The organism is Stappia sp. ES.058, from assembly GCF_900105595.1.
In the GTDB taxonomy this organism is placed as follows: Bacteria; Pseudomonadota; Alphaproteobacteria; order Rhizobiales; family Stappiaceae; genus Stappia.
Window position 1 is genome coordinate 332,762 of record NZ_LT629784.1, and the last position, 23,362, is coordinate 356,123.

Here is a 23,362-nt window from a genome sequence, read left to right on the forward strand (position 1 = left end):
GGCGGAGCGGAACGGCAAATCGCCGTTGCGCGCCCGGGGGCCGGGCATTTTGCGGCTGACGGGCCATCGGGAATTCGGGCCGGTCATTCACGACAGGAACATTTCCTTAAACCTCGTCGGTTACAACGATCTCACATGCAAGGTGGCGCCCGGGCCGAGATGTGGAGACGGACAATACGATGACGGCGACAAGAAGAGCTTTTAGAGCCGAAAGCCTTTTGATCAGCAAATCGGATGCACCGTCGCGGGCGGGTGATGGCAACAGCAGCCAGCAGCACCGGGAAATCCTGGCCGAGATCGCTTCGATCAAGGAGCTGATTCGTCCCACCGAGGAGGTGGGCCATCACATGCTCGAGACCTTCAAGGCGGAGCTTGGTGAAGCGTTCAAGCTCAAGGCGGAACTCGACTCGATGTACGAGGCGATCGCCAAGACCAAGCGCGAGATCGCGACCCTGCACAACACAGCCGGGTCCGAGAGCCAGGATATGACCCGCGTCACCAACGAGCTCGATGCCGTTGTGCTGGGAACGGAAGGGGCGACCGAGGGTATCCTGTCGGCCGCCGAGTTCATCGACGAAACCGCCAACACCTTGAGCGCACGACTGGCCGGCCAGGACGCCGAACTCGCCAACGATATTCAGGAAAAGGTCGTTCAGATCTTCGAATCCTGCAACTTCCAGGATCTCACCGGCCAGCGCATCACCAAGGTTATCAACACGCTGCGCTTCATCGAGGATCGCATCGTGCGGATGATGGATATCTGGGGTGGCATCGAGACCTTCAAGTCGATCGAACCCGACGCCCGTCCCGAGCGCGAGGGTGATGGCGCCCTGCTCAATGGCCCGTCGCTTGATATCGATGCCGGCGTTGCCAGCCAGGACGATATCGACGCGCTCTTCGCGTAACCGCGCGTTCTCCACGCAAGCCCCCTTGCATCCTGGCATGGCCAGTTGCGTCTCCGAACACCTGCTCTTGTGCGTGCAGGTGTCGGACGATAGCATGAACAAATCAAGAACTCGGCAAGGCGATTGCCGGGGACATCGGTTTCGACGGTTGCGGATCGGGGCAAAGCGGGGGTGGCATGACGGACGAGGCATCGGGCAAAGGGCTGATACGTGGTGACGACGGGCACATGCGCTGTTGGTGGCATGGCAATAAGCCCGACTATCTCGTCTATCACGATGCGGAGTGGGGACGGCCGATGGCCGATGACCGCCGTTTGTTCGAAAAGATCTGCCTTGAGGGCTTTCAGTCCGGGCTGTCCTGGCTGACGATCCTGCGCAAGCGGGAGAATTTTCGGACTGCCTTTGCCGGTTTCGACTTCGACCGGGTTGCCGACTTCGACGAGAAAGACATTGCCCGGCTGCTTGGCGATGCCGGGATCGTGCGCCATCGCGGCAAGATTGTCTCCACCATCAAAAATGCGGCACGTGCCCGCGAGCTGCGCGACGAGTTCGGATCCCTGGCGGCCTATTTCTGGCGGCATGAGCCGGGGCCTGAGGAACGTCCGGCGCGGTGCGATTATGCCAGCGTGTCGGCTCTCGCACAGACGCCGGCTTCAACTGCCTTGTCGAAGGATCTCAAGAAGCGCGGCTGGAGTTTCGTCGGCCCGACCACGGTCTATGCCTTCATGCAGGCGATGGGTCTCGTCAACGATCATCTGGAGGGGTGCTGCATGCGCGCGACGGTTGAGGCGCAGAGAAATGCGTTCCAGCGTCCGAAAAAATGACAGTGGGTCATTTGTAGTATGAAACACTCGCGACGTTGCGTTTCCCGCCCTTGTCCGGTTATTTTCACCGAAGGATTCGGCCCGGTGTCTGTCGCTCCCGTTGGTCGCGACCGTCGGGCTGGCCTGCAAGACAAACAATAGGCGCCGTCAAACAGGGCGTCCCTAGGGAGGTTGCACAATGAAATTTGCGCGCATTGCCGCCGGCTTGGCGGTTGGCGTGGGCCTTGGCGTGGCATCGTTCATGTCGTCTGCGCTCGCGGAAGACACCACGCTCCGCATCACGCTGCAATTGCCGATGAAGAGCCACCTCGGCCAGAACGTTGCGCTCTTCAAGGAGAAGGTTGAGGATCTGTCGAACGGTGAGGTCTCGGTCGAGATCTACGATTCCGCGCAGCTCTACAAGGACAGCGAAGTCCCGCAGGCCGTCGGCTCGGGCGCGATCGAGATGGGCGTGGCATCGCTCACCCGCTATGTCGGCGACGTTCCGGCGGTTGATCTTTTCTACATGCCGTTCCTGCTGAACAACGAGGAACTGGTGCGCAAGGCCGTCGCGCCGGACAGCCCGGTTCGTGCGCCGCTTGACGAAGCGATCCTCGGTACCGGCAGCCGCGTGCTGTGGTGGCAGGCCTATGGTGGCGTCGTGCTCCTGTCCAAGGAGGCCCCGCTGAAGACGCCGGCCGACATCGAGGGCAAGAAGGTGCGCGTCTTCGGCAAGACGCTGGGCGAGTGGATCAAGGCGGCCGGCGGCGCGCCGACGCTGATTTCCGGCTCAGAGCAGTATATCGCTTATCAGCGCGGCACGGTCGACATCGGCATGACCGGTGTGTCCGGCGTGAAGAGCCGGCGCCTTTGGGAGGTGATGGACACGATCACCGTCACCAACAACGCGGACATCGAGTTCATCGTGGTGGTCAACGAGGACTTCTGGCAGGGCCTGCCGGAGCAGCACCGCGCCTGGATTACCCAGGCTGCGCGCGAGTCGGAGCAGGACGTGCGTGACCGCATGGCCTCCATCGAGGCGGAAGCCTATGCGATGGCCAAGGACAACGGCATGACCGTCTATCGGCTGAGCGACGAGGAAGTCGCGGCCTGGAAGGCGGCGGCGCAGCCGGTCTACGACCAGTTCAAGGATGATGCCGGCGAACTGGGTCAAAAGGTCCTCGACGCCGCGCGCAACCTCGCCGAATAGGCAAAACGGGCTGTCCCGTGCCGGAGCGGCGTATTTGCTCCGGCCGGGTTCCTTGCCGGGGTGGCGCGTCCGCTCCGGCCGTTTCCTGTGATGGACCCTCTCATGTTGCGGATCATCGACGGCGCCTCGCGCTTTGCCGGCCTGATTGCGGGCTGGGGCTATTTCCTCATCGCATTGATGCTCGGATACGAGGTTTTGATGCGCTATCTCGGCGACCCGACGATCTGGGCCGAGGAACTGTCGCGCATGTTCCTGATCTGGGCGACCTTCGGCGGTGCCGCGCTGTTGCTGCATCGTCGCCAGCACATCGTGATCACGCTTCTGACCGACAGTCTGTCGCCGGGCGCACGCCGGGCGCAGGAGCTGTTCGTGCTCGCCTTCATCATCGCCCTTTCGGCTGTGGTGGTTTACTACGGCGCTGATATCGCGCTGGATTCCTTCACGCGCGGGCGCACCACCGGCTCCATGCTCGACGTCCCGGCCTGGTGGTCGCAGGCTTCGATCCCCGCCTGTTTCACGCTGCTGGGTATCCAGGCATTCGCCGAGGCTGTGCGGGTCGCGCTCAACGGCGTCGACACCGCCCGGCCGACGCGCATCGATCACTGAGGCCGCCATGACATCCCTGCTCATTCTCGCGGCGCTCTTTGCGCTTCTTCTCGCCGGCATCCCGGTTGCCTTCGCGCTGACCGGCCTCGGCTTCGGCCTGCTTGCGGTCGGCGGGTTCTCGCCACTGATGGTGCCGCAGGGCCTGTTGTCTTCCGCCGACAGCTTCGTGCTGGTCGCCGTGCCGCTGTTCCTGCTGATGTCCAATGTGCTTTTGAAGGGTGGCGTCGGGCGCGATCTCTTCGCCGCCGTCCAGGCCTGGGTCGGGCACTGGCCCGGCGGGCTTGCGGTTGCCACGATCCTGTCCTGCGGCATCTTTGCCGCGATATCTGGCTCTTCCGTCGCAACCGCTGCCACCATCGGCACGGTCGCGATCCCGGAGATGACGCAACGCGGTTACCCGCGTCGCTTCGTGCTCGGGCTTTTGGCCGCCGGCGGCACGCTCGGCATCCTGATCCCGCCGTCGATCCCGATGATCGTATATGGCGTGATCACGGAGGAATCGATCATCTCGCTGTTTCTGGCCGGCATCGGTCCGGGGCTGTTGCTGATGGGGCTCTTCATCGGCTGGTCCGTGCTCTACGCAAGCTTCGCCTCCGATTACAAGCCGAGCCCCAAGTCGAGCTGGGACGAACGGCGCCGGACGGCCATCCGTGCCTTTCCGACGGTGGTGCTGGCAGCGCTTGTGATCGTCGGCATCTACACTGGCCTGTTCACGCCGACGGAGGCGGCGGCCGTCGGCTTCATTGGTGCGCTGGTCGTCGTCGGTATCGTTCTGCGCACGCTCGACTGGCCGAAGCTGCGCGACGCGGTCGCCGAGGCGATGACCACCACCGTGGCGATCCTGCTGATCGTCGCCGGCGCCAAGGTCTTCGGCAAGGCGATCACGCTGTACCGGATCCCGCAGGACATCTCGATGTTCCTGTCGGAACACATTTCCTCCGCCGGCATGTTCGTGCTTCTGGTGGCGCTGGTGCTGCTGGTGATGGGGCTTTTCCTGGAAGCCCTGTCGATGATGCTGATCATGGTGCCGGTGCTGTCGGGCGCGCTCTTCGCGCTGGGTCTCGATCCGATCTGGTTTGGCGTCTTCTTCGTCGTGATGGTCGAATGCGCCCTGATCACCCCGCCGGTCGGGCTCAATCTCTATGTCATCCAGGCGGTCGGCAAGGCGACGATGGGCGAGGTTTCGTCCGGCGTCTGGCCGTTCCTCGCGATCATGCTGTTCAGCGTGCTCCTGATCTTCTGGTGGACGGACCTGGTGCTGTATATCCCCTTCAAGATGTAACCCCGTTCGGCCGCGCGGACCTGACGCCGCGCCGGCCGCCGAAAGGCCAAGACCATGACGACGCCCGCCGCGCGCCTGCGCGCCCATTTGAGCAAGACGCCGCTCACCGTGATGCCCTGCTGCTTCGACGGCCTGTCCGCCAAGCTGATCGGCGACGCCGGTTTTCCGGTGTCTTTCATGTCGGGCTTTGCCGTTTCCGCCGCGCGTATCGGTGCGCCGGACACCGGCCTGATTTCCTATGGCGAAATGGTCGACCAGGGCCGCAACGTTTGCGCGGCGACCTCGGCGCTGATCATCGGCGACGGCGACACCGGCTATGGCAATGCGCTCAACGTCAAACGCACGGTCAAGGGCTATGCCCAGGCGGGCTTTGCCGCCGTGATGATCGAGGATCAGCTTGCCCCCAAGCGCTGCGGCCACACCAAGGGCAAGCTCGTCGTCTCGCGCGATGAGGCCGTCGACCGCATCAAGGCGGCGGTGGATGCGCGCGAGGAAGGATCCGATATTCTCATCCTGGCGCGCACGGATGCACGCCACGGTCACGGGCTGGACGAAGCGCTGGAACGCGCGCGCGCCTTCAAGGAAGCCGGCGCCGATCTTCTCTTCGTGGAAGCGCCGCATGATGTGGGCGAGATGGAAACGATCTGCCGCGAGGTGCCGGGCTGGCACATGGCCAATCTGGTGGAAGGCGGCGCGACGCCGATGCTGCCGCATGCGGAATTGGAACGGATCGGCTATCGGCTTGCCGCCTATCCGCTGACACTCCTCTCCACCGCAATCAGGGCGATGCAGGAGGCGCTGGCCGAAATGGCCGCCGGACGTCATCCCGACGACGCGCTTCTTCCCTTTGCCGATCTGCGCAAGGCGGTCGGCTTCGATGCCTATTACGAGGAAGAAAGCCGCTACGCCGACAAGCGTGACTGACGGGCGAAAATTCGCGCCGCGATGATCCGGACATGGTCACGCGGCGTAAGTGGGGAATAAGCCGGAGGACGACGGCAGTTCCCGATCCGCCGTCAACCACCCGAATCCGGCTTTTCGGGCGGTCCACCCCGATCGGCCACCCGTTTTGGAGGTCGCTCTCCCCCGGAGCGGCCTCCTTTTTACTTCCCGCCGACAGCCACCATCGCCGGTGCTTTCGCCGTCCATCCCGTCGCCTGATCGTAGGCCTTTGCGACCTGCAGCACGCCGAGATCGTCGCGCGGACGGCCGATGATCTGAAAGCCGGTCGGCAGGCCGGCGGCGTTGAAGCCGGCCGGCACGGAAACGGCAGGCAATCCCAGCAGGCTGACGCCGACGACGGTTTCCATCCAGCGGTGATAGGTGTCCATTTCGCGCCCGGCGATTTCTTTCGGCCAGTCGAGCGTGACGTCGAAGGGATAGACCTGCGCGCTCGGGGCGACCAGGTAGTCGTAGCACTCGAACAGCCGCAGCACGGCGCGATACCAGGCGCTGCGCATGGCACTCGCCTCTTCGATGGCCGCCATCGACAGCGCGCGCCCCCGCTCGATTTCCCAGATCGCGGCGGGCTTGAGCTTGTCGCGGGTGGCAGGCGCATCGTAGATCGCGCCGAGTTTCGCGGCCACGCGCCAGCTCCTCAGATCGCACCACGATTGCCAGATGCGCTCTGGGGCATAGCCCGGGCCGGTCTCCTCGAGATGCGCGCCAAGCTCGACCAGCCGCGTCAGTCCGTCGCCCACGAGGTCCAGAATGCCGTCCTCGAAGGGGAGATACCCGTCGAGATCGCCCAGCGAACCGATGCGGAGGTCCTTCACCTTAGGTGTCACGGTGCCGGCGAAGGCGCTGCCGTCGCCGTCGAGCGACTGTGGCGCGCGGGGATCGTACCCGGCCTGGATGGAAAGCAGCATGGCGAGGTCGTCGACATCGCGGGCCATCGGGCCGTCGGTTGCCATCGTGTCCATGAAGAGCTCAGGCGAGGGACCCGCCGGCACGCGGCCATAGCTCGGGCGCATGCCGATGATGTTGTTGAAGGCGGCCGGATTGCGCAGCGAGCCCATCATGTCGCTGCCGTCGGCAACGGCGAAGATCCGCGCGGCGATTGCCGCCGCCGCCCCGCCGCTGGAGCCGCCGGCGCTGCGGGTTGTGTCATGGGGGTTGAGCGTCGGGCCGAACAGCGGATTGGTGGTGTGCGAGCCAAGGCCGAATTCCGGCACATTGGTCTTGCCGACGAGAATAGCCCCGGCCGCGCGCATGCGCGCCACATGGAGGCTGTCCTCCGCCGGCACCTGGCGGGCGAAGACCGGCGATCCCATGGTGGTCGTCAGCCCCGCCGTCATGGCGAGATCCTTGATCGCCTGCGGCATGCCGTGCATCCAGCCGCGCGAGCGCCCGGCGGCGAGTTCCGCATCGAGCGTGTCGGCCTCGGCCAGCAGCGCGTCGGCGTCGCGCAGCGACACAATCGCGTTGAGCGTCGGGTTGAGCGCGTCGATGCGGGCAAGCGTCGCCTGCATCACCTCGCGCGCCGAGACGCGCCTTGCGTGGATGGCTTCAGACAGCGCCCGCGCCGACAGGGCGGTGATCTCGTCTGCGGTCATGGCCCGGGCCTCCCGTCCCGTATCCTGATGAAACAGGGACTTAAGATCCGACCTTTTCCGCCAGCGGATCGTAGAGCGGGTTGCTGGTGCCGAACACATAATCGAGCGTGGTGACGCTGACATGCGGCGCGCCGTGGTCGCGCAGCAGCGTCGCGCAATCGGCGGCGCTCGTCGCCGGGCAATGCAGCAGCAGCGGCTGGCCGACCTGGGTGCCGAAGGGCGCAATCGCGCCGAACTGGTCGCCGGCGGCGCGCGCCGTCAGCTCCGGCGCGGCCACCAGCGCGCGGATTTCCCGGAAGCCCCGGGCGCGCTCTTCCGCTGCGATCCGGTCGAGGATGACGCGGGCAAAACCCAGTTTCTCCGCGCTCCAGCTCGCGCTCAGCGAGGCGACCAGATGGGCCTGGCTCTTCAGGATGACGCCGTCGTCGAGGATCTTCAGGTTGTTGGCGACAAGCGTCGAGCCGGTGGTGGTGATGTCGACGATCAGTTCCGCCGTGCCGGCGGCCGGCGCGCCCTCTGTCGCGCCGGCGCTTTCCACGATCCGGTAGTCGGAAATCCCGTGCCGGGCGAAGAAGTCGCGCGTCAGCGTGACGTATTTGGTCGCAACCCGCAGCCGCTCGCCCTTGCGGGCGCGAAAATGCGCCGCGACATCGGCGAGATCGGCCATGGTCGACACGTCGATCCAGGCGTCGGGCACCGCGACCACCACATCGGCGAAGCCGAAGCCGAGCGGGGTGACGGTGTGCACGCTGGTTTCGGGATCGGCGATGGTCTCATGCACCAGATCGAGCCCGGTGACGCCGAGATGCGCCTGGCCGTTGGCCAGTTCGCGCGCGATCTCGGACGCCGAGAGGAAGGCGATTTCCACCTCCTGCGCGTCGAAGCGGCCGAGGCGGCCGCGATAGTTGCGCGCGCCGCCCGGCTGGCGCACCGGCAGGCCGGCGCGGGCGAAGAAATCGTGCGTGTTGTCCTGCAGCCGTCCCTTGGAGGGAATGGCGATGGTCAATGGCGTCATGAGACCCTCAAATGCGATCCAGCCAGATGGAGAACCCGGTGGCCGGAATATGAGCCGTGGCGCCGAGCAGCGCCAGAAGCTTGTCGTAGCGTCCGCCGCCGACGATCTGGCCGGCCGTCTCGCGCGCGGCGGAATGGATTTCGAACACGAAGCCCGTGTAATAGTCCAGCCGTCGGCCGAAATCGGCCGCAAACGTCAGGGATCGGTCGGAAATCCCGTGCGCGGCGATGGCGTCGAGCCGCGCGGAGAAGCTTGAAAGCGCATCGGTCAGGTCGAGACCGGCGTCTTCGGCGAAGGTCGCGATTGTCTCGACCGATGCGCGCGGATCGCCGGCAATCGCCAGATAGCGGGTGAGCACATCGGCGGCGCGGTCGGTTTGCGGATCGTGGCGGGCAAGGGCTGCCTGTTCCAGCAGCCGTTCGGCGATGTCGCCGGCGCTGCGCCCGGCAATCGGCTTGAGTCCGGTGAGGCGCAAAAGCTCGGCGACCGCCGCCTGTGCGGTGTCCGGCGCAAGCCCGTCGAGCGCGCGTGCAAGCTCTGCGGCGGATGTGTCGCCGCGCTCCGCCTCGATGCCTGCGCCGCGCATGGCTGCAATCGCCGCGTCCAGCCGGTCGCGCTCGCCGAAGAGATCGCCCAGACGACGCTCCCACACGGCAGGCAGGTTCAGACCCGAAAGCACGGCGCGAAACAGCGCCTCGTCGCCGATGTGGATGCGCGTGTCGGAAACGCCGAGCGTTTCCAGCGCTGAGAGCGCAAGCGCCAGCGTGTCGGCGTCGGCGGCTTCCAGATCGGCGCGGCCCAGGCATTCGACGCCGGCCTGCATGAATTCGCCCGCGCCGTCCTGGCGCTGGCGGAACACCTTGCCGCAATAGGAATAGCGCGCCGGCGTTTCCGCCGCGCCGCCGTCGAGATGCGCCCGGCAGACGGGAAGCGTATAGTCGGGACGCAGGCACAATTCCTCGCCGGCACGGTCGCCGGTGAGATACATGCGCCCGCGAATGTCCTCGCCGATCAGGTCGAGAAAGAGCCGCGACGGCTGCAGGATCTCCGGTTCCATTGCCGGAAAGCCGTTGTCCTGAAACAGGCCGCGCAGCTTCGCGTAAGGGTCGGGCAGGGTCATGCGCTTTCTCCCTGCGGGCCGCTTTTCGCGCGGTCCTCGGCCTGTTCGGCGAGCAGGCGCTTGACCGTCTCGACCAACTCGCTTTCGGCCACGCTGATCTGCGCCGGACGGCTTTCGCGCCAGGTCACATTGTCGGCGATCTCGCCGGACAGCCGCTTGCCCTCGATCAGGTCCTTGATCTGCACCACGCCCTCGGCCCGTTCGTCGCCGCCCTGGATGATGGCGAGCGGGCAGTCGCGCCGGTCGGCGTATTTGAGCTGGTTGCCGAATTTCTTCCAGTTGCCCTGATACATCTCGGCACGGATGCCGGCGGCACGCAGGTCCTGGGTCATTTTCTGGTAGCGCGCGAGGCTTGCCGTGTCGCCGTCCATCACGGTGACGAGCACGGGCGCGAGCACCGTGTCGGTCTTCAGCTTGCCGAGGTTCTTCAGCGCGCTCATCAGCCGCGACACGCCGATGGAAAAGCCGGTCGCCGGCACGTCGCGCCCGGTGAAGCGCTTGACCAGACCGTCATAGCGCCCGCCGCCGCCGACGGAGCCGAACTGCACGACCTCGCCCTTCTCGTTGGTGACGTCGAAGAGGAGCTCCGCCTCATAGACCGGCCCGGTGTAATATTCGAGGCCGCGCACGACGGAGGGGTCGATTATCACGCGCCCATCATCATATCCGGAGGCTTGAACTAGTTTTGCAATAGTCTCGAATTCAGCGACGCCTTCTGAGAAGGACTGAACTGGACCATATATTTTGCTCTGCCGCATAGCGGAGAGCATGTCCTTCTCCACTGGCTCCGCTGACGGGTCTGTCTCCGACACGTAGCGGAATACCGGGTTCAAAACGAATGGCTGAGGATTCTGATCGTACGGCCGACTTCTCAGCTGCGTAAACCAAATCAAATGATCGATTTGCTTTTTGCTCAGCCCCGCGCCCTTTGTAAAGTCGCCGCTCTCATCCTTACGGCCCTCGCCAAGCAGCAGGCGCACGCCCTCGACGCCGAACTTGTCTAGCTTGTCGATGGCGCGAAGCACTGTGAGACGCCGTTCGGCGTTCTCCTCGCCGCCGAGACCGATCGCCTCCATCACGCCGTCGAGCACCTTGCGGTTGTTGACGCGGATGACGTATTGGCCGCGCGGAATGCCCAGCGCCTCCATCGTGTCGGCCATCATCATGCACATTTCCGCGTCCGCCTGGACGCCCGGCGCGCCGACCGTATCGGCGTCGAACTGCATGAACTGGCGGAAGCGGCCCGGGCCCGGCTTTTCGTTGCGGAACACCCAGCCGGCGCGGTAGCTGCGAAACGGCAGCTGGATCTCGTTGATGTTTTCCGACACATGGCGGGCGAGCGGCGCCGTCAGGTCGTAGCGCAGGCTCATCCACTGTTCGTCGTCGTCCTGCACGGAGAAGACGCCGGCGTTCGGCCGGTCGGTGTCGGGCAGGAATTTTCCGAGACAATCGGTGTATTCGAACGCCGGCGTTTCCACCGGATCGAAGCCATAGGCCTCGTAGACGCCGCGGATCTTCGCCAGCATCGCGTCGGTTGCGCGGATGTCTGCGGCGGAGCGGTCGACGAAGCCGCGCGGCAGGCGCGCCTTGAGCTTGTTCGGTTTGGTCTTGGCCATTGGCGTTTGAAGGTCCGTTCAATCGGGAAGGGGCCACGGGCGAACCCCGCAGCCGGTTGCCGGTTTCCTAGACGAAACGGCGGTCGCGGGCAAGGATCGCAGCCAGGACGCGGGGTTGCGGCTTAACCGTGATCGGCGCCAGCCCGCTTGAGCGCTTGCAATCGGGGACGGTCGGACTATGGTCCCGCGCGAAAACGCGACCGCGCGGCATGAGAGCTGCGCGCAAGTCTCGTCGCGTCTCTCTCGCTGAGGTCAAGAGTGCCCATGCCGGTCGACGGCGCATCGCTTTCGCAATCCCAGAGCGCCGGCTCAAAGGCCGGTGACGCCGGCGAGCCCGCTGCGGTCCTGCATGCGCCGGAGCTGTCCGTCGTGTTGCCGACGTTCAACGAGCGCGACAACCTGCCCGTGCTGATCGAGCGTCTCGACGTTGCCCTTGCCGGCATCGCCTGGGAGGCCATCGTCGTCGACGACAATTCCCCCGACGGCACGACGGAGACCGCGCGTCAGCTTGCCAACCGCGACCCGCGCATCCGCGTCATCCGCCGGGTCGGCCGGCGCGGGCTTTCGGGCGCCTGCATCGAGGGCATGCTGGCGTCTTCCGCCGACTACGTCGCGGTGATGGATGCCGACCTGCAGCATGACGAGACGCTGCTGCCGAAAATGCTGGAAAAGCTCGCCGGCGACGGCACGGCGGGCAATCCGGGCGCCGATCTCGCCGTCGCCAGCCGCCATGTCGACGGCGGCGCGGTGGGCGACGGGCTGTCGGCGATGCGCGCCTCCGGCTCGGGACTGGCGAACCGTCTGGCGCGCATCTTCCTGCATGTCGATCTGTCGGATCCGATGAGCGGCTTCTTCATGATCCGCCGCACGCAAGTGGAACGTCTCGCGCCGCAGCTTTCCTCGCAAGGCTTCAAGATCCTGCTGGACATCGTCGCCAGCGCGAAGGGATCCTTGCGCATCGTCGAACTGCCTTTCGTCTTCCGCGAGAGGCTGCACGGTCAAAGCAAGCTCGACACGCTGGTCGCGCTCGATTTTCTGGGGCTTATCTTGTCGAAACTGGTTGGCGATCTCGTGTCCGTGCGGTTCCTGATGTTCATGATGGTCGGCGCCTCCGGCGTCGTCGTGCACATGGTGGCGCTGTTCTCGCTGATCGAGGGCTTCGCGATGAACTTCCAGGTCGCGCAGACGGCGGCGACCTTCGTGGCCATGACGACGAACTTCTATCTCAACAACCGCCTGACCTACCGCGACCGTCGGCTGCACGGCTGGGCCGCCCTGCGCGGGCTCTTGACCTTTTATGTGGTCTGCGGCTTCGGCGTGATCGCCAATGTCGGCGTCGCCTCGCTGATCTATCAGGAAGACGCCGGGCGCATTCTCATCGGCGTCGCCGGGGCCGCCGGCGCGGTGATGGGCGCGGTGTGGAACTATGCCGCAAGCTCGGTCCTGACCTGGCGCAAGGCCTGACGCGGTGATGGCGCCCGCGACCCGCGACGCCGGAACGGACCTGCCGGTCTGGTTGCGACCCGCGATGCTGGCGCTGGTCGTGCTGGCGCTCACCGCGGTGAAGCTCGTCGTCGCGGCCAATTCGGGGCTGGCCGAGGACGAGGCTTATTACCGGCTCTGGGGCCTGAACCCGTCCGCCGGCTATTACGATCACCCGCCGATGGTCGGCTGGTGGGTCGCGGCCGGTTTGTGGATCGCGGGCGACACGCCGCTCGGCATCCGCCTGTTGCCGGTTCTCTCCGCGCTTGCCGGTTCGATGGCGCTCTGGCGCACCGGATATCTGCTTTTCGGCGCACGCGCCGCCGGCTGGGCGGTGCTTTTCTTCAACGCCTCGCTCCTGATCGGCATCGGCAGCTTGCTGGCGACCCCGGACGCGCCGTCGGTGTTCTTCTGGGGGCTGACGATCTGGGCGCTGTCGGAGCTTAACGCCGGCCGCAACGCCAACTGGTGGCTCGCCGTTGGCGTCTTCGCCGGCCTCGGGCTTGCCTCGAAATATTCCGTCCTGTTTCTCGGAGCCGGCATCGTGCTGTGGCTTGTGCTGGTGCCCGACGCCCGGCGCTGGTGGCGAAGCTGGCAGCTGTGGGCTGGCGGCGCGCTGGCGCTGGTCATCGTCGCGCCGGTGGTGCTTTGGAACGCCGATCATGAGTGGGCGTCCTTCATCAAGCAGTTCGGCCGCGCGGTGCCCGACGGCTGGAGCCTGAAGTTCATCTTCGAGTTCCTCGGCGCGGTGATCGGCCTGCTCAATCCGCTGGTCGCCGTACTCGCCGGCGTCGGTCTGGCGCGGGCAATGTCCGGCGCGCGCCGGGGCGATGCTGCCTTCGGCCTCGTGCTCTGGACCTGCGTACCCTTCTTCGCCTATCTGCTGCTGCATTCGCTGCATTCGCGGGTGCAGGGCAACTGGCCGGCGCCGCTTTTTCCAGCCCTTGCCCTTCTGGCCGGCGTCGTTGCGGCCGATCCGCCCGCAGCCTTTCGGCGCGGTTTCGCACTGCTCGCGAAGGCCGCCGTGGTGCTGGGTCTCGCGGTGTCGCTCATCGTCTATGTCCATGCCGTCCAGCCGCTGACCGGAGGTCTTGCGCGCAAGGATCCGACGTTCCAGACGCGTGGCTGGCCGGATGTGCGCGATCAGGTCGCGGAACTCGCGCGCCGGGAAGGCGCGGCCTGGATCGCGACCTATGGCTACGGCCTCAACGCGCAGCTTGCCTTCAATCTCTCCGACATCCTTCCGGTCGAACAGCTCACAGAGCGCATCCGCTATGTCATGCAGCCTTCCCTCGATGCCGAGACGCTGGCCCGGCCGGCGCTCTTCATAGTTGAGGCGCGGCGCGATCCGGGTGCGGCGGCGTTGAGCCACCGCTTCGGCGACGTCGAGCGCATCGCGGTTGTGACCCGGCGTGTGAAGGGCGTGGCGCTGGAAGAGCTTGTGGTCTACCGGGTCGCGGCTGCGCGCGGCGACCCGCGCGATCCCGTCTATCCGCTTCACTGACAATCCGTATCGCTGAGCGATTGCGCCTCACGCCTCTTGGCAGCAGGCGCGGATCCGCGCATAGGATAGAGCGATGAAACGCATTTTGATGACGTCGCCCGACTACGGACTTGCCTTCGGGATCGACCGGACCCTGCGCGAGCTGATTGCGGAAGGCCGGCTGTCCGCCGTCGGATGTTTGGTCGCCTCCGATCTTTGGTCGCGGGAGTATCTGCCGCTGCGCGATGCCGTCGATGCCGCCCGTCACCGCACGCTCGTCGGACTGACGGTGACGCTCACCCGTCCGCATGCGCCGGTGTCGGTGCGCGGACGCACGCGTTTCGGCGATGCCTTCCCGCCGCCGCGCTGGTGGCGCTGGCGCGATGCCTTGCGTCTTCTGCCGACGGAGGATCTGGCGGAAGAGGTCGACGCCCAGCTCGTCTGTTTCGAGGAGTACTACCAGCGCCCGCCCGACTTCCTGCATGTGGCCGATGATCTTCTCGCCCTCCCGCGCGTCGCGCGTACCGTGATCAGGACGGTGGCGCTGCGCAAGCACGCTCCGGCGCTGGTCTCTCCGGCCTGGGACGGGGAGGGACGCCGCGCGCGACACGCCGCGCGCGTCTTTGTCCGCCATGCCGCGCGGGCGCGTCTGCGCGTCCTGCAGCGCGGCCCGTCGTTTCCCCAGGTGCCGACGCACGAGGCGCAGGAAAGCCACCTGCGCAACGGGTTCAATGGGCTGGACGACCGCACGATGGTGTTTTGCAATCTCGGCGAGGCGGACGATCGCTTGCGACGCCTGGAACCGCGCGCCGATCTGAGCGTGCGCGAGATCCAGACGGGATTTTTCAAGAGCTCCGTCTTTCCGCTGCTGCTCGTGGAGAAAGATATCTTTCTCTACTGACCAAAGGTTCCTGCGGACGAACGAAATCCGGCTCCCCGCGGGGATTGGGGAGCCGGATTTTCGTTGGGGCGGGCCGCCGCGAGGTCAGGCAAGCGGCGGCTGTCGAGACGACAATGCGCCAACCGCGTTTGCGCGACAGTGACGATGATCACACAATGCGTTTTGCCGAAGGCCGAGGCGCGGTATGATGGGCGGGCAGCGTCCGAACCGGGGCAGGTCCTGACCGGCGCTGCGACGCAGATGGGCTGCGACCAAGCGGGGCAGGCGGATGGTGGAACTCAAGTCGTTTCTGGAAAACAGCTTCTCGATGGAGGGGCTGGATTGCGAACTGGCGACGGGTCTTGCGGACCTGGCCCGGCCGTTCTCGGTCAAGCCCGGATCGATCCTGTTCGAGGCCGGCGACCCCGGCAACGGCTGCTACGCGATCCTGGAGGGCTCGCTCAAGGTCTCCATCGTCAGCGTCGACGGCGACGAGCAGCTGCTTGCCGTGATGGGACCGGGCAGCATCGTCGGGGAACTCGCGCTGCTCGATGGGCGGGTTCGATCCGCAAATGTCACAGCCCTCAAGCAGACCCGTCTGGCCTTTATCGAAAAACACGGTTTTGAGCGTTTCGCAGACAAGAACCCCGCGCTCTACCGCCACATGCTGTCGATCGTCGGCGGTAGGCTGCGGCAGGCGAACGATGTGCTGGCCGCGCGCTCCTTCCTGCCGTTGCCGGGCCGTGTCGCGCAGACGCTGCTGCAACTGGCCGAGACCTTCGGCAAGCCGGTCGACAACGGCCGCGTGCTTATCCACTATAAGCTATCGCAGGCCGACATCGCCAACATGGCCGGGGCGGCGCGCGAAAACGTCAGCCGCGTGCTCAACGACTGGAAGCGGGCGGGCACGATCAGCCGGATTTCGGGATATTACTGTCTGGAAAAACCCGACTGGCTGCGCCAGGCCTCGGCGCTGTAGGGGCGCAAGGCCCCGGTGATCTCTCTTTATGGTTGCGTATTCTCGATTTCACCCGCAAGGAAGTACATGGATTTTCTTTAGTTTACCTTTGGTAAGCTACAAATACGGGTTCGTGACTTGCTTTTTTGAAATAAAACCAAGTTTAGACAGCGCATATTAAGTCGTCGGTAACATGATTCCCGCTATGCCTATATGACCATTGTGTCGGGCCAGAGTGTGGAGTTGGAAATGCGGTTTTCCGATCTGTCGATTAGAAACAAGTTGCTGATCAGCGCGGGCGCGCTGTTCTTCACGTCAATGATCGGGGTTACCCTGACCGGTTCCATCGTGATGTCCTCGGCAGCCGAAGAAGCGGCGCTTGAGGAAGCCAGAACGCTCCTCGATGCATATGCCAATGATGTCTCGGGCGAAATCGGCGCTTCGCTGACCGTTGCCAAATCCGCCGCCGCCGGTGTCGAAGGCTTGCTCAAGAGCGGCATGCGTGACCGCGACGCGCTTGGCGACATGATGATCCGCACGGTCGAAAACACGCCCGAACTGGTGGGCATGACCCTGGCCTTCGAGCCGAACGGGCTTGACGGGCGCGATGCGGATTTCAAGACACACAAGTATTCTGACGCCAATGGTCGCTTCGTCCCCTATTTCTACCGCTCGGACGGCAAGGTCGTGTTCGAGAAGCTGATAATGAGCAAGGAAACGGGCACGGAGGGCTGGTATGACAAACCGGTCCGCGAGAACCGGCCGCTGATCACGCCGCCCTACACCTATCCGATCGACGGCAAGGATGTGCTGATGACGACAATCAGCTGGGTGGTGCGCGAGAACGGCAAGGCGATCGGCATCACGACATCCGACCTCTCGCTGGCCGATATCGTTGAGACGATGTCGACGCTCAAGCCATTCGGCGAAGGCGAGGTCACGCTTATCGGCGGCGACAACCTCTGGGTCGCAAATGCCGATGCCGCCAAACTCGGCAAGCCCGTCCAGGAATCCGCGCTTCTCGACCTGATGAGCGCCACCGGATCCAAACACCGCGTGCAGCAGGTGGGCGACCGTTTCGTGGCCCTTTCGCCCGTTGCCTTCAACGGTGTCGACGATGTCTGGTACGTCGCGATCGATGTTCCCTATTCCGCGATGGTGGCCGGTGCCACGTCTGCGCGCAACACCATGCTGGCGATTTCCGGCGTCCTTGTGCTGCTTGTCATGGGGCTGGTCTGGTATGGGGCCGGCGCGCTGGCCCGTCCGGTCGCGAGGCTGACCCAGGTGATGCGCCGTCTGGCCGATGGCGACACCTCTGTCGAGGTTGCAATCGACGACCGCAAGGACGAGATCGGCGAAATGGCGAGCGCTGTGGAGACGTTCCGCGAGAATGCCATCGAACGCCAGCGCCTGGAGGCAATCCAGGGCGAGGACGAGAAGGCGCGCATGGCCCGCCAGGCGCGGACCGACGAGCTGATTTCGGGTTTCCGGGGCACGGTTCAGCATCTGATCGGCGCGGTGGGGGAGACGGCGCAGGGTCTGGACCAGACGGCGCGCGAACTGAGCGCCTCGGCGCAGGACAGCGCGGCGCGGGCGGGCGAAACGGCCGATGCAAGCTCGGCGGCGACCGACAGCGTGCAGACGGTGGCGAGTGCGGCGGAGGAACTTTCCGCCTCCATCGCCGAGATCTCGCGCCAGGTCGGCCAGACCACCCAGGTCGTCTCCCAGGCGACGGAGGGGACGCATGCGACCAACGAGAAGATCGCGGGACTCGCCCAGGCCGCCAGCAAGATCGGCGAGGTGGTCAAGCTGATCACCGACATCGCCGAACAGACCAACCTCTTGGCGCTGAACGCCACCATCGAGGCGGCGCGCGCCGGCGAGGCCGGCAAGGGCTTTGCGGTCGTGGCGGCCGAGGTGAAGGAACTGGCGACGCAGACCTCCAAGGCGACCGAGGAGATCAGCGCGCAGATCGGCGCGATCCAGGGCTCGACCGGCGAGGCCGTCTCGGCCATCGGCGAGATCGCCCAGATCATGCAGGAAGTGAACGGCTACACCTCCTCCATCGCCAGCGCGGTGGAGCAGCAGGGGGCGGCGACCAGCGACATCTCGCGCTCGGTGCAGCAGGCCGCACAGGGAACGGGCGCGGTGACGAGCAACATGGAGCAACTGGCGACGACGGTGGAAAGCACCAGCGCCGCCGCCGACAATGTGCTCTCCGCCTCCGGCGCCATGTCGCAGAACACCGATGCGCTGCGCGAGGAGATCGACCGCTTCCTCAACGACGTGGCCGCTGCCTGACGACGGCCCGCACAACAGCGACAGACCAGACAGCAACGGCGGGACACGGGTCCCGCCGTTTTGGTTTGAGCTGCCGTCGTGTTGGCATCGCCGGCTTGCGGTCTTAGGCTTGCGTCAGGTCCGCACATGGCGTGCGACGATTCTTGATGGAGTGAATGCGTGACGCAAGACAGCGAAGCGACGGTCCCGACGGGTGAGTTGACCCTGCGCACCATGGCGATGCCCGCCGACACCAATGCGTCCGGTGATATTTTCGGCGGATGGGTTCTTTCGCAGATGGATCTTGCCGGCGGGATTGCCGCCGGCCAGCGCGCGGCGGGCCGCGTGGTCACGATTTCTGTCGAACGCATGACCTTCATCCGGCCCGTGCATGTCGGAGATGTCCTGTGCGTCTATTGCGCGATTTCCTCGGTCGGACGGACATCGATGAAGGTTGCGATCGAGGCCTGGGCCTTGCGCCACCGTCATGGCAAGCGTCAAAAAGTGACGGACGCGATGTTCACCTTCGTTGCCGTCGACGACACCGGGCGTCCGCGCCCCGTGCCGCCGGTGTCCGATGATGCCGGATAGCCGCGACAAGCTGTCGTCACGCGATCCTCGGAATGTCGGCAGGGGGCCCCGAGGCGGTCCGGGGAATGCGGGCAGGACCGTCGACACCCGGCCGGCGCCGAAGGCGGTTGCGAAACACCGACATCATGCGCGGGTACCGGACGGCGATGTCGCGATACAGATCCTCGTCCAGGGCCTGCCGGTATCCTGCCTCCCACAATACCAGAAGCGCATCCAGCCGGACGGCACGCGCTTCGGCCGACAAAAGTGGATCGCGATGCGCGGGGTTCGGTGAGACCCCCCAGCGCACCCGGCATCCGGCGGCAAGCACGCGCAGCTCCGCGAAACGGCGGGTATTCTCCGATGCGCTATCGGATCGCGGCGCCGGTACGGGGCGGTCGCCAGACGCGCGAGCGGGGGAAAGGGGCAATGCGGACATGAAAATTCCTCCGTCGGTTTCCCGAGGAGGACTGGCGCGAACGTTGACCGTTTCGTTGCCGCTTTCGCGGCCACATCCCCGAACTCTTCGGTCGTTGCATGCAACGACTGGATCCGTCAGGGAAACCACCTTGCCCGGTCGGGCAGGTTGGCGAGGGCGCCAGCCCTTCTCTTGATGACGGGAACCCCTATGACACGTGACGCCGTGCCGTGCAAGAGGGACGCTCACATGCGCGAGGTGTCGGGGTCCGGGCTCTCATGCGGGTCCGCCGGCTCCCGGCTTTCCTCGTAGGCCTCGTATTCCTCGTATTCCGCCTCGACCTCGCTTTCTTCGACACGCGGATCCATCGCGAGCGTTTCCGGGGTGGAGAAGCGGACACCGGAGGGCATGGCCACAAAGTCGTCCCGGTCTGCCGGAGCGATAGACTTGCGCTGGGTCATTCGCCACAGGGCGAAGGCGATCAGCGATGCATGAGCCGCCGAGGTGACGGCGAAGAGACCTTGCGGGGTGGTGATCGTCATCATTGCGGCCGCGAGTATCGGGCCGACGATGGAGCCGGCTCCGAACAGGAGAAGCAGTCCGCCGCTTGTCTTCAGAAACTCGCCAGCCGGCGTATAGTCGTTCGCATGCGCGACGATGACCGGATACATCGAGTAGATCATTCCGCCGAAGGCAGCCACCAGGACGATCACCGCTAACGGCGGCAGGCTGCTGCCGATGGCCAGGAGCGCTCCGATCCCGCAGCCGGCCGACCCTATGCCGACGAGCACGATGCGTCGGTCCATGCGATCGGACAACAGCCCGATCGGGACCTGGATCAGCGCCCCGACGAGCAGAGCCACGGACATCATGATTGCGATGTTGCCGACGGACAGACCGATCTGGCGACCGTAGACGGCACCGAGCGTGCCGAAGGCGCTGTTGGAAATGCCGACGAGAAACACGCTGATCACGGCCACCGGCGAATTGGTCCAAAGCATCTTGATGTCGAGTCGTGAGTGCAGCAGGGGCACGGGGGCTGCAACGGTCGAAAGCGCGGTCGGCAGCAGCGCCAGTGAATAGACGATGGCCCCGATGACGAAAAACAGATAGCCGGCCGGGGCTCCGAGCGTAAGCAACATCTGTCCAACCGTCGTCGCCGCCAGATTGATCATTGTGTAAAAGCCGAAGATCCGTCCCCGTGTCTCGGGTGTGGCGCGTTCGTTCAGCCAGCTCTCCACCACCATCGCCGCGCCTGCGAAACAGAAGCCGGAAAGCGCACGCAAGGGGATCCAGGCACCTGGATGCAGGATCAGCAGGTTCAACAAGACAACGATGCTGGCAGCCGAGCAGAAGACGCCGAACGACCGGATATGGCCGACGCGACTCACGATCATCGGTGTCGTGATGCAGCCGGCGACATAGCCGACCGCCCAACCGGTTCCAAGAAGTCCGAGAGAGGTGTCGGAAAAACCTTCCGCCGAGCCGCGCAGCGGCAGCAAAAGCCCGTGCAGGCCACCTGCAAGCAACAAGAGACCCGAGCCGGCCAATAGCGCTGCAATTGAGAAAATCTGCCTCATCTTGTCGGGTCGGCTCGCTGGCTTGCATGTTTGCGCGTCCATCGGGACGCGAATCGCTGTGAAATTTCGTGTGCGGGAGATTGACCCGATTTGCGTCAGTAGTGGGGCGGTTTTGTAATTGCCGGCTGGGGGATCGCGGTATCCTCCAATTCTTCAATCTGCGATGTAAGGGCTGCCATCTTGCGCGTAAGCCCGTCGATCAGGGCAGCCTGACGCACGACGACCTCGTTCAGCTCATCGATTGTCAGCGACTGGTGAGCGATTTGCTCTTCCAGCCGGTCGATGCGTGCAAGCGTTTCGCTGTCCATCTTCTGGTCTTTCAAGGATCTGAAACCCGGGGTGTGAAATCCGCCGCAGTCTGTGCGCGGGATCGCTCAACGGCAAGGCCCAAACGAAACGGGCGGCCCGAAGGCCGCCCGTCGAAATCAAATGAAATGGACCCGCGAAACCAGGAACAACTTCATTTCCGGCCTGAAACTGCCTTTCGGCGGCTTCAGCGTTCTGGGTGATGGGCTGGCTTTGGACTTGTTGGAGGTCCATGCCGCCATCTGAAACCGCCAGTTGGCGGTTTCATCAGGTCTTTGGGATGGGCTGGCTTTGGACTTGTTGGAAGTCCATGCCGCCATCTGAAACCGCCAGTTGGCGGTTTCATCAGGTCTTTGGGATGGGCTGGCTTTGGACTTGTTGGAAGTCCATGCCGCCATCTGAAACTGCCTTTCGGCGGCTTCAGCGTTCTGGGTGATGGGCTGGCTTTGGACTTGTTGGAGGTCCATGCCGCCATCTGAAACCGCCAGTTGGCGGTTTCATCAGGTCTTTGGGATGGGCTGGCTTTGGACTTGTTGGAAGTCCATGCCGCCATCTGAAACCGCCAGTTGGCGGTTTCATCAGGTCTTTGGGATGGGCTGGCTTTGGACTTCTTAGAAGTCCATGCCGCCCATGCCGCCGCCCGGCATTGCCGGGGCGCCGCCGCCATCCTTCTTCGGCAGCTCGGCGACCATGGCTTCGGTCGTGATGAGCAGGCCGGCGATGGATGCCGCATCCTGGAGAGCCGTCCGCACGACCTTGGTCGGGTCGATGATGCCGGTCTCGACCATGTCGACGAACTGCTCGCTTTGAGCATTGAAGCCGAAGTTCGGGTCGTTGTTCTCCTGGATCTTGCCGACCACGATCGAGCCTTCGACGCCGGCGTTTTCGGCGATCTGGCGGATCGGGGCTTCAAGCGCGCGCAGCACGATCTTGATGCCGGCCATGATGTCGGAGTTGTCCGACGTCAGCTTTTCGACGGCCGTCTTGGCGCGCAGAAGGGCAACACCGCCGCCCGGGACGATGCCTTCCTCGACGGCCGCGCGGGTCGCGTTGAGGGCGTCGTCGACGCGGTCCTTCTTTTCCTTCACCTCGGTTTCGGTCGCACCGCCGACGCGGATCACGGCAACACCGCCGGCGAGCTTGGCAAGACGTTCCTGCAGCTTTTCACGGTCGTAGTCCGAGGAGGTTTCCTCGATCTGTGCCTTGATCTGCGTCACGCGGCCTTCGATGTCGGCCTTCTGGCCGGCGCCGTCGACGATCGTGGTGGTCTCCTTGGTGATCTCGACCTTGTCGGCGGTGCCGAGCATTTCGAGCGTCACGTTCTCGAGCTTGATGCCGAGATCCTCGGAGATCACCGTGCCGCCGGTCAGGACGGCGATGTCCTCAAGCATGGCCTTGCGGCGATCGCCGAAGCCCGGAGCCTTGACGGCCGCGATCTTCAGGCCGCCACGCAGCTTGTTGACGACGAGCGTTGCGAGTGCCTCGCCTTCCACGTCCTCTGCGATGATGAGAAGCGGACGGCTGGACTGCACGACCGACTCGAGGATCGGCAGCATGGCCTGCAGGTTGGAGAGCTTCTTCTCGAACAGGAGAATGTAGGGCTTCTCCAGATCCGCGATCATCTTTTCGGCATTGGTCACGAAGTAGGGCGACAGGTAGCCGCGGTCGAACTGCATGCCTTCGACGACTTCGAGTTCGGTCTCGAGCGACTTGGCTTCCTCGACCGTGATCACGCCTTCGTTGCCGACGCGCTGCATGGCGTCGGCGATGTCCTTGCCGATCTGCTCGTCGCCATTCGACGAGATGGTGCCGACCTGCGCGACTTCACCGGAGGTGGAGATCTTCTTGGAGCGGCTCTCCAGATCCTTGACGGCAGCGGCAGCGGCAAGGTCGACGCCGCGCTTCAGGTCCATCGGGTTCATGCCGGCAGCAACGGCCTTGACGCCTTCGCGGACGATGGACTGGGCCAGCACGGTCGCGGTGGTCGTGCCGTCGCCGGCGATGTCGTTGGTCTTGGACGCGACTTCGCGGACCATCTGCGCGCCCATGTTCTCGAACTTGTCTTCAAGCTCGATTTCCTTGGCGACGGAGACACCGTCCTTGGTGATGCGCGGCGACCCGAAGGCCTTGTCGATGACGACGTTGCGGCCCTTGGGGCCGAGCGTGACCTTCACGGCATTGGCGAGAATGTCGACGCCCTTGAGCATACGGTCGCGGGCATCTGTCGAAAACTTGACTTCCTTGGCAGACATTATCGTTCGTCTCCTGATGTTCTTGGGACCCGGCTTCCGGC

21 protein-coding genes and 1 riboswitch are annotated in these 23,362 nt (G+C 64.7%); of the genes, 12 read left to right on the forward strand and 9 right to left on the reverse strand.

The features are described 5' to 3' along the window. The first annotated feature begins 179 nt into the window (after positions 1 to 179). The 6 genes from BLU32_RS01590 (at position 180) to BLU32_RS01615 (ending at position 5,730) form a co-directional block, all read left to right on the forward strand. Positions 180 to 905 carry a protein phosphatase CheZ gene (locus tag BLU32_RS01590; RefSeq protein WP_093810437.1) on the forward strand — a complete coding sequence of 242 codons (726 nt, stop codon included), beginning with the start codon at positions 180 to 182 and terminating at the stop codon, positions 903 to 905. A 176-nt stretch (positions 906 to 1,081) separates the two neighbouring features. Next, positions 1,082 to 1,729 carry a DNA-3-methyladenine glycosylase I gene (locus BLU32_RS01595; RefSeq protein WP_093804683.1) on the forward strand — a complete coding sequence of 216 codons (648 nt, stop codon included), beginning with the start codon at positions 1,082 to 1,084 and terminating at the stop codon, positions 1,727 to 1,729. Between the two features lie 178 nt (positions 1,730 to 1,907). After that, on the forward strand, positions 1,908 to 2,918 hold the full coding sequence (dctP, locus tag BLU32_RS01600) for a TRAP transporter substrate-binding protein DctP (protein ID WP_093804684.1): 1,011 nt from the start codon (positions 1,908 to 1,910) through the stop codon (positions 2,916 to 2,918). Positions 2,919 to 3,020: 102 nt separating this feature from the next. Then, positions 3,021 to 3,524, forward strand: coding sequence for a TRAP transporter small permease (locus BLU32_RS01605; RefSeq protein ID WP_157727448.1), 504 nt, complete (start codon positions 3,021 to 3,023; stop codon positions 3,522 to 3,524). Between the two features lie 7 nt (positions 3,525 to 3,531). Next, positions 3,532 to 4,806 (forward strand): TRAP transporter large permease, encoded by a 1,275-nt coding sequence (locus BLU32_RS01610; RefSeq protein WP_093804686.1) that lies wholly within the window; start codon positions 3,532 to 3,534, stop codon positions 4,804 to 4,806. A gap of 54 nt (positions 4,807 to 4,860) precedes the next feature. Continuing rightward, the gene (locus BLU32_RS01615; RefSeq protein ID WP_093804687.1) at positions 4,861 to 5,730 is read left to right on the forward strand and encodes an oxaloacetate decarboxylase; all 870 of its coding nucleotides are present in this window, start codon (positions 4,861 to 4,863) and stop codon (positions 5,728 to 5,730) included. Positions 5,731 to 5,909: 179 nt separating this feature from the next. Here BLU32_RS01615 and BLU32_RS01620 read toward each other — a convergent pair whose 3' ends face one another. From BLU32_RS01620 to hisS, 4 genes are read right to left on the reverse strand one after another with little or no spacing between them, the layout of a single operon-like run. After that, the gene (locus tag BLU32_RS01620) at positions 5,910 to 7,361 is read right to left on the reverse strand and encodes an amidase (protein WP_093804688.1); all 1,452 of its coding nucleotides are present in this window, start codon (positions 7,359 to 7,361) and stop codon (positions 5,910 to 5,912) included. A 40-nt stretch (positions 7,362 to 7,401) separates the two neighbouring features. After that, on the reverse strand, positions 7,402 to 8,376 hold the full coding sequence (gene hisG / locus BLU32_RS01625) for an ATP phosphoribosyltransferase (RefSeq protein ID WP_093804689.1): 975 nt from the start codon (positions 8,374 to 8,376) through the stop codon (positions 7,402 to 7,404). A 7-nt stretch (positions 8,377 to 8,383) separates the two neighbouring features. After that, positions 8,384 to 9,496, reverse strand: a complete 1,113-nt coding sequence (locus BLU32_RS01630) for an ATP phosphoribosyltransferase regulatory subunit (protein WP_093804690.1) — start codon at positions 9,494 to 9,496, stop codon at positions 8,384 to 8,386. Further along, positions 9,493 to 11,112, reverse strand: a complete 1,620-nt coding sequence (gene hisS / locus BLU32_RS01635; protein WP_093804691.1) for a histidine--tRNA ligase — start codon at positions 11,110 to 11,112, stop codon at positions 9,493 to 9,495. Before hisS ends, BLU32_RS01630 begins: the two co-directional genes overlap by 4 nt. A gap of 264 nt (positions 11,113 to 11,376) precedes the next feature. Between hisS and BLU32_RS01640 the strand changes: the two genes are divergently transcribed. From BLU32_RS01640 to BLU32_RS01665, 6 genes are all read left to right on the forward strand, one after another. Beyond that, on the forward strand, positions 11,377 to 12,576 hold the full coding sequence (locus tag BLU32_RS01640) for a glycosyltransferase family 2 protein (RefSeq protein WP_093804692.1): 1,200 nt from the start codon (positions 11,377 to 11,379) through the stop codon (positions 12,574 to 12,576). Between the two features lie 7 nt (positions 12,577 to 12,583). Then, positions 12,584 to 14,098, forward strand: a complete 1,515-nt coding sequence (locus BLU32_RS01645) for a glycosyltransferase family 39 protein (protein ID WP_093804693.1) — start codon at positions 12,584 to 12,586, stop codon at positions 14,096 to 14,098. 73 nt (positions 14,099 to 14,171) lie between these two features. Then, positions 14,172 to 14,978 (forward strand): ChbG/HpnK family deacetylase, encoded by an 807-nt coding sequence (locus BLU32_RS01650; RefSeq protein WP_093804694.1) that lies wholly within the window; start codon positions 14,172 to 14,174, stop codon positions 14,976 to 14,978. A 268-nt stretch (positions 14,979 to 15,246) separates the two neighbouring features. Further along, positions 15,247 to 15,936: a Crp/Fnr family transcriptional regulator gene (locus tag BLU32_RS01655; RefSeq protein ID WP_093804695.1), complete on the forward strand. Its 690-nt coding sequence runs from the start codon at positions 15,247 to 15,249 to the stop codon at positions 15,934 to 15,936. A 228-nt stretch (positions 15,937 to 16,164) separates the two neighbouring features. Continuing rightward, a complete protein-coding gene (locus tag BLU32_RS22135) occupies positions 16,165 to 18,216 on the forward strand; it encodes a methyl-accepting chemotaxis protein (protein ID WP_172838515.1) in 2,052 nt (683 codons plus the stop codon). Between the two features lie 213 nt (positions 18,217 to 18,429). Continuing rightward, entirely contained in the window at positions 18,430 to 18,786 is a 357-nt protein-coding gene (locus BLU32_RS01665) for an acyl-CoA thioesterase (protein ID WP_093810439.1), read from the forward strand. 16 nt (positions 18,787 to 18,802) lie between these two features. Here the strand turns inward: BLU32_RS01665 and BLU32_RS01670 are convergent, their stop codons facing one another. From BLU32_RS01670 to groL, 5 genes are all read right to left on the reverse strand, one after another. Further along, positions 18,803 to 19,204, reverse strand: a complete 402-nt coding sequence (locus BLU32_RS01670; protein ID WP_157727449.1) for a hypothetical protein — start codon at positions 19,202 to 19,204, stop codon at positions 18,803 to 18,805. Positions 19,205 to 19,245: 41 nt separating this feature from the next. Further along, positions 19,246 to 19,387, reverse strand: a riboswitch (SAM-I-IV-variant riboswitch). A 41-nt stretch (positions 19,388 to 19,428) separates the two neighbouring features. After that, the gene (locus tag BLU32_RS01675; protein ID WP_093804698.1) at positions 19,429 to 20,763 is read right to left on the reverse strand and encodes an MFS transporter; all 1,335 of its coding nucleotides are present in this window, start codon (positions 20,761 to 20,763) and stop codon (positions 19,429 to 19,431) included. 95 nt (positions 20,764 to 20,858) lie between these two features. Continuing rightward, positions 20,859 to 21,071: a SlyX family protein gene (locus tag BLU32_RS01680; RefSeq protein WP_093804699.1), complete on the reverse strand. Its 213-nt coding sequence runs from the start codon at positions 21,069 to 21,071 to the stop codon at positions 20,859 to 20,861. Between the two features lie 117 nt (positions 21,072 to 21,188). Continuing rightward, on the reverse strand, positions 21,189 to 21,536 hold the full coding sequence (locus BLU32_RS21555) for a hypothetical protein (RefSeq protein ID WP_157727450.1): 348 nt from the start codon (positions 21,534 to 21,536) through the stop codon (positions 21,189 to 21,191). A 144-nt stretch (positions 21,537 to 21,680) separates the two neighbouring features. Then, positions 21,681 to 23,321 carry a chaperonin GroEL gene (gene groL / locus BLU32_RS01685; RefSeq protein ID WP_093804700.1) on the reverse strand — a complete coding sequence of 547 codons (1,641 nt, stop codon included), beginning with the start codon at positions 23,319 to 23,321 and terminating at the stop codon, positions 21,681 to 21,683. Positions 23,322 to 23,362 lie beyond the last annotated feature (41 nt).

Coding starts and splice junctions, on each gene's coding strand:
- BLU32_RS01590 (WP_093810437.1), top strand. CDS start 180: ATGACGGCGACAAGAAGAGCTTTTAGAGCCGAAAGCCTTTTGATCAGC.
- BLU32_RS01595 (WP_093804683.1), top strand. CDS start 1,082: ATGACGGACGAGGCATCGGGCAAAGGGCTGATACGTGGTGACGACGGG.
- dctP (WP_093804684.1), top strand. CDS start 1,908: ATGAAATTTGCGCGCATTGCCGCCGGCTTGGCGGTTGGCGTGGGCCTT.
- BLU32_RS01605 (WP_157727448.1), top strand. CDS start 3,021: ATGTTGCGGATCATCGACGGCGCCTCGCGCTTTGCCGGCCTGATTGCG.
- BLU32_RS01610 (WP_093804686.1), top strand. CDS start 3,532: ATGACATCCCTGCTCATTCTCGCGGCGCTCTTTGCGCTTCTTCTCGCC.
- BLU32_RS01615 (WP_093804687.1), top strand. CDS start 4,861: ATGACGACGCCCGCCGCGCGCCTGCGCGCCCATTTGAGCAAGACGCCG.
- BLU32_RS01620 (WP_093804688.1), bottom strand. CDS start 7,361: ATGACCGCAGACGAGATCACCGCCCTGTCGGCGCGGGCGCTGTCTGAA.
- hisG (WP_093804689.1), bottom strand. CDS start 8,376: ATGACGCCATTGACCATCGCCATTCCCTCCAAGGGACGGCTGCAGGAC.
- BLU32_RS01630 (WP_093804690.1), bottom strand. CDS start 9,496: ATGACCCTGCCCGACCCTTACGCGAAGCTGCGCGGCCTGTTTCAGGAC.
- hisS (WP_093804691.1), bottom strand. CDS start 11,112: ATGGCCAAGACCAAACCGAACAAGCTCAAGGCGCGCCTGCCGCGCGGC.
- BLU32_RS01640 (WP_093804692.1), top strand. CDS start 11,377: ATGCCGGTCGACGGCGCATCGCTTTCGCAATCCCAGAGCGCCGGCTCA.
- BLU32_RS01645 (WP_093804693.1), top strand. CDS start 12,584: ATGGCGCCCGCGACCCGCGACGCCGGAACGGACCTGCCGGTCTGGTTG.
- BLU32_RS01650 (WP_093804694.1), top strand. CDS start 14,172: ATGAAACGCATTTTGATGACGTCGCCCGACTACGGACTTGCCTTCGGG.
- BLU32_RS01655 (WP_093804695.1), top strand. CDS start 15,247: ATGGTGGAACTCAAGTCGTTTCTGGAAAACAGCTTCTCGATGGAGGGG.
- BLU32_RS22135 (WP_172838515.1), top strand. CDS start 16,165: ATGCGGTTTTCCGATCTGTCGATTAGAAACAAGTTGCTGATCAGCGCG.
- BLU32_RS01665 (WP_093810439.1), top strand. CDS start 18,430: ATGGCGATGCCCGCCGACACCAATGCGTCCGGTGATATTTTCGGCGGA.
- BLU32_RS01670 (WP_157727449.1), bottom strand. CDS start 19,204: ATGTCCGCATTGCCCCTTTCCCCCGCTCGCGCGTCTGGCGACCGCCCC.
- BLU32_RS01675 (WP_093804698.1), bottom strand. CDS start 20,763: ATGAGGCAGATTTTCTCAATTGCAGCGCTATTGGCCGGCTCGGGTCTC.
- BLU32_RS01680 (WP_093804699.1), bottom strand. CDS start 21,071: ATGGACAGCGAAACGCTTGCACGCATCGACCGGCTGGAAGAGCAAATC.
- BLU32_RS21555 (WP_157727450.1), bottom strand. CDS start 21,536: ATGGACCTCCAACAAGTCCAAAGCCAGCCCATCACCCAGAACGCTGAA.
- groL (WP_093804700.1), bottom strand. CDS start 23,321: ATGTCTGCCAAGGAAGTCAAGTTTTCGACAGATGCCCGCGACCGTATG.